Genomic DNA, 384 nt, shown 5'->3' with positions numbered 1-384 from the left:
GCAGCGTGGCCAGAGCCCAGGCCAGGAATCCATGCGCGGTGTCGCGGAAATACACCTCGTCGGTGTGGACGTTGACCCACTTCGTGCGAAGCCGCCCGGCGACGTAGCCGCCCAATGCGGACGACAGCCACTGCAAGATGACGAGCCAAACCGCGGTCGACACCGAAAACGTCGTCAGGGACGGGCTTCCCCATGGCGGCATCATCGCCAAACCGAGTCCGGAACCGACAAGCATGAGGATGACGGTCAAAGTGGCCGCCGCAAAAGCGCCGGCCACGATTGGTCCCCGATTGACGGCGGAGGATGATGTCTCAATCGTTGCGGGTTCGTCCATTGTCGAATAGGCGTCGGTCATCGTCGGCTCCTAACGTGCGAAAAGCATCA

General features: G+C 62.0%; 1 pseudogene. It reads right to left on the bottom strand.

From position 1 onward, the window contains the following. A pseudogene (locus EN850_RS34090) lies at positions 1-355 on the bottom strand (hypothetical protein); the annotation flags it as partial. Between the last annotated feature and the right edge of the window lie 29 nt (positions 356-384).

The organism is Mesorhizobium sp. M8A.F.Ca.ET.207.01.1.1, from assembly GCF_004794715.1.
Classification (GTDB): Bacteria; Pseudomonadota; Alphaproteobacteria; order Rhizobiales; family Rhizobiaceae; genus Mesorhizobium.
Note: the sequence above shows the minus strand (reverse complement) of the source record. Positions and strands in the feature narration are given on the sequence as shown.